The organism is Mesorhizobium sp. M7A.F.Ca.AU.002.02.1.1, assembly GCF_003998535.1.
Lineage (GTDB): Bacteria > Pseudomonadota > Alphaproteobacteria > Rhizobiales > Rhizobiaceae > Mesorhizobium > Mesorhizobium ciceri.
The window spans coordinates 1-3,725 of sequence record NZ_RZPB01000594.1; the positions used below are offsets into that span (position 1 = coordinate 1).

Below are 3,725 nucleotides of genomic sequence, written 5' to 3' on the forward strand. Positions count from 1 at the left end.
CTTCGTCCGACATCGATTTCGCCGTCTCCAGTTCGGCGATCAGCGCATCCTTTTCGGAGCGGAACGACAGCATCATCAGGGACGAGTGGTTCAGATGACGGGCCACATAGGCGAAAAACGGCAGCGACACGACCAGCAGCGCGGCCATGATCGCCTCGACCGGCATCCATAGCTTGGCGCCGGCATAGGCGTAGAGCGCCACGGGAACGGCAAAGGTCGCCAGCAGCGCGCCCCGCAGAGACGAGGTCATCACCGCGGTCGCCGCCATGGCGAACAACAGCACCACGGCCTTGACGATGTGGAACGGATCGACCTCGCAGACGCTGCAGCCAAGCCACACGAACCAAGCCCAGCCGAGACCGCACAGGAAATGGCCGATCAGGAATTCCCGCCGTGCTTGCAAAGGGTTGAGCTCGGAAGCTTCAGTGCGCTCGATGCGCCGCGCCATGACGGCAACGATAGTGTAGCAGGTTAGCGTGAACAGCGCCCAAAGCCCGATCTCATTGCCGATTCCGGCCAGCCGGCCACCCGCGGCAATCGCCAGCACGAGAAGCGGGATGGCGATGGCGCCGCTTGTCATCGCTCGGGCATGCAGCTTCAGCAGTTCGCGATCGAAATCGGGATTGCCGGCCTGCTGCGAAAGACGGTCACGCGTCTTGCGCACCGCGCGCGCGACATCGCTGTTGCGATGGCGTTTCCTGCGGTCCACAATGAACTTGTCCGCTGTGTTCGAGCGTTGCAAGGGCATCAAAACTTCAATTTATGCGAGCAGCGGTTTCCAAGTGTTAAGCTACGTTCGAATGATTAACCAACCGTTTGCCATATGAGCCGTTCATGGTCGCCGAGGCCGCGCCGGCGATACGTTGCGCGCCCCAGAAGCCTGTGGCGCCGGCTGGTGGATTACGGGCTTGCCGTCATCATCCTCGGACTGCTGATCCTGCTGGCGGCCCGCCTCGACCGGGTGGAGACACGCAAGACGCAAGGCGTGGCAATCATCAACGACGGCGATTCGATCACGCTTGGCACCGAGCGTATCCGCATGCGCGGCATCGATGCTCCGGAATATACGCAGACCTGCCGCAAGAACGGCGCGGACTATTCCTGCGGCACGCTTGCGCGTCAGTCGCTCGTTCGCCTGATCGCCGGCAAGCCCGTCTCTTGTACCGGCTGGCAGCGTGATCGTTATGGCCGGCTGCTCGGCGACTGCACCGCCGGCGGCAAGGATCTCAACCGCGCGCAGGTCGAGGCGGGCTGGGCGGTTGCCTATGGCGACTTCGAGAGCGAGGAAGCCATCGCCCGCGCGGCAAAGGCCGGCATCTGGGCGGGAACGTTCGATCAGCCGCAGAATTGGCGAGACAGCCATCACGGCGAAGTCGTCGAGAAGAAGCACGGCACACTGGCGTCGATCGGCGATGCCGTGCGCGAGATTTTTCGCTTCTGGTGATGCGCATCCTGGAACTGGAACCGAGGACGAACAGGAGGATGGAATGAAGCTCTTCGACGGTGGCCGGGCGCCCAATCCAAGGCGGGTCCGCGTTTTCCTGGCCGAGAAAGGCATCGAGGTTCCGCAGGTGCCCATCGATATGGGCGCGTTGGAACACAGGCAACAGGCGGTCAGCTCGCGCAACCCCTTGCAGCGTCTGCCGGTGCTGGAGCTCGACGACGGCACCGTCATCACCGAATCCGTCGCCATCTGCCGCTATTTCGAGGAGCTGCATCCCGAACCGGCCCTGTTCGGGCGTGGCGCACTCGGCAAGGCGCAGGTCGAGATGTGGCAGAGGCGGATGGAATTCAATTTGCTCAGCTGCGTCACGCAGGCCTTCCGGCACATCCATCCGGCCATGAAGGAATGGGAAATCCCGCAGGTCCCTGAATGGGGTGAGGCCAACAAGCCGAAGGCCGTGGCGTTCCTCAGGCTGCTGGACGGCGAACTGGGCAGCCGGGAGTTCATCGCCGGTGACAGCTATTCGATCGCCGACATCACCGGCCTGATCGCTGTCGACTTCATGAAGCCGGCACGCATCAAGGTACCGGATGAGTGCGCGAATGTGTTGCGCTGGCATCAAGCCGTTTCCAGCCGGCCGAGCGCATCAGCCTGAGAATGACTGCCGAACTCGAAAACCTCGTCGCCAGGGTCCGCGCCTGCCGCATCTGCGTGGAAAATCCGGCCGGCAAGCCGTTGCCGCATGAGCCGCGACCAGTGCTGCGCCCATCATCCACCGCCCGGATCCTGATCGCCAGCCAGGCGCCCGGCACCAAGGTGCATCTGTCGGGCATGCCGTTCACCGACGCTTCCGGCGACCGCCTGCGCAGCTGGCTTGGCGTGACGAGCGACGAATTCTACGACATCGAAAAATTCGCAATCGTCCCGATGGGCTTCTGCTTTCCCGGCCAGGATGCCAAGGGGGGAGATCTGCCGCCGAGGCGCGAATGCGCGGCGGCCTGGCGCGCACCTTTGATGGCCTCTATGCCACGGATCGATCTGGTGCTGACGATCGGTATCTACGCGCAGTCCTGGCACATGGGTGCGGCGCGCCGGCCCTCACTGACGGAAACGGTCATGGACTGGCGCTCCATCTGGGAGAATTCCATCGGTCCGAAAGTGCTGCCGCTGCCGCATCCCTCGTGGCGCAACACGGGCTGGCTGAAGAAGAATCCGTGGTTTGAAATGGATTTGCTGCCTTTTCTGCGTTCGGAAATCCGCTATCGCCTCGGCTGACCTTTCAGCAAGAAATCACTCGCTTTTTGCCCGATCAGCAGAATTTCTTTCTTGTGAAAGGCCTGGATAAGGCAGAGTATAGGCATTCTATTCCCTTGGGAGCACGATATGGATCGCCTCGATAGAAAAATTCTCCGCCTCTTGCAGGAGGACGCGACACTCGCGGTCGCCGATGTCGCCAAGAAAGTCGGGCTGTCGACGACGCCTTGCTGGAGACGCATCCAGAAGCTCGAGGAAGAGGGCGTCATCAAGCGGCGCGTTGCCATTCTCGACCATGAAAAGGTCAATGTGCGCGTCACCGTCTTCGTGTCGATCCGCACCAATTCGCATAGCCATGAATGGCTGCGGCGTTTCTCGGAAGTCATCCAGGAGTTTCCCGAGGTGGTCGAGTTCTACCGCATGAGCGGCGACGTCGATTATCTCCTGCGCGTCGTGGTGCCCGACATCGCGGCCTATGACGCCTTCTACAAACGGCTGATCGCCAAGATCGAAATCCGTGATGTGTCGTCGTCCTTCGCCATGGAGCAGATCAAGTACACGACCGAAATCCCGCTCGACTACATGGTTCTGGACAAGGAATCGGGTGCCAACGCTGCCTGAGCTGAACGTCACATAAAGTCGTCCCGCTTAGTTCTTCTTTTTGTTGAGGAAACTCCAGGGTGAGTTCACCGGCAGCGTGATCGTATCCGGCACGGTCTCGACGCTCACCACATCTGCCTTGCGCACGCTGTAGCCAGACTGGATGATGCTGACGCCGTCGAGGATGAACAGCTGGCTCTTCTCCATGTCCGGCTTCAGCGCGCCGGTGACCGCTACAGGCTGATAGGCCTCGGACATCTTGTAGGGACGGGCCGGCGTAACCAAGACAATCTGGTTGGGCGGCGGCGTCGGCATGTGACTGCAGGCACCCGTCCAGGGTACCAGCAGGAACTGGTAGACAAGATCACCGTCGCGATCGACCGGCAATGCGTAGCCGGCTAGCTGAATGCTTTTGTCCTGAAGATTG

Annotated in this window: 5 protein-coding genes and 1 pseudogene; 4 read left to right on the forward strand and 2 right to left on the reverse strand. The window is 61.4% G+C overall.

From position 1 onward, the window contains the following. A pseudogene (locus EN879_RS27450) lies at nt 1–748 on the reverse strand (sensor histidine kinase); the annotation flags it as partial. Nucleotides 749–823: 75 nt separating this feature from the next. Here EN879_RS27450 and EN879_RS27455 point away from each other — a divergent pair. The 4 genes from EN879_RS27455 to EN879_RS27470 all read left to right on the forward strand — a co-directional run bounded on the left by EN879_RS27455 (nt 824) and on the right by EN879_RS27470 (nt 3,319). Continuing rightward, the gene (locus tag EN879_RS27455) at nt 824–1,444 is read left to right on the forward strand and encodes a thermonuclease family protein (protein WP_063167987.1); all 621 of its coding nucleotides are present in this window, start codon (nt 824–826) and stop codon (nt 1,442–1,444) included. 43 nt (nt 1,445–1,487) lie between these two features. Further along, nucleotides 1,488–2,099, forward strand: a complete 612-nt coding sequence (locus EN879_RS27460; protein WP_027161586.1) for a glutathione S-transferase — start codon at nt 1,488–1,490, stop codon at nt 2,097–2,099. 2 nt (nt 2,100–2,101) lie between these two features. Beyond that, nucleotides 2,102–2,719 carry a uracil-DNA glycosylase family protein gene (locus tag EN879_RS27465; protein ID WP_024503311.1) on the forward strand — a complete coding sequence of 206 codons (618 nt, stop codon included), beginning with the start codon at nt 2,102–2,104 and terminating at the stop codon, nt 2,717–2,719. A 108-nt stretch (nt 2,720–2,827) separates the two neighbouring features. Beyond that, entirely contained in the window at nt 2,828–3,319 is a 492-nt protein-coding gene (locus EN879_RS27470; protein WP_006205209.1) for an Lrp/AsnC family transcriptional regulator, read from the forward strand. 27 nt (nt 3,320–3,346) lie between these two features. On the opposite strand, the gene EN879_RS27475 is transcribed toward EN879_RS27470, so the two are convergent. Beyond that, nucleotides 3,347–3,725: DUF3299 domain-containing protein (locus tag EN879_RS27475; RefSeq protein ID WP_127274364.1), on the reverse strand; the 379-nt coding region annotated here is incomplete at its 5' end.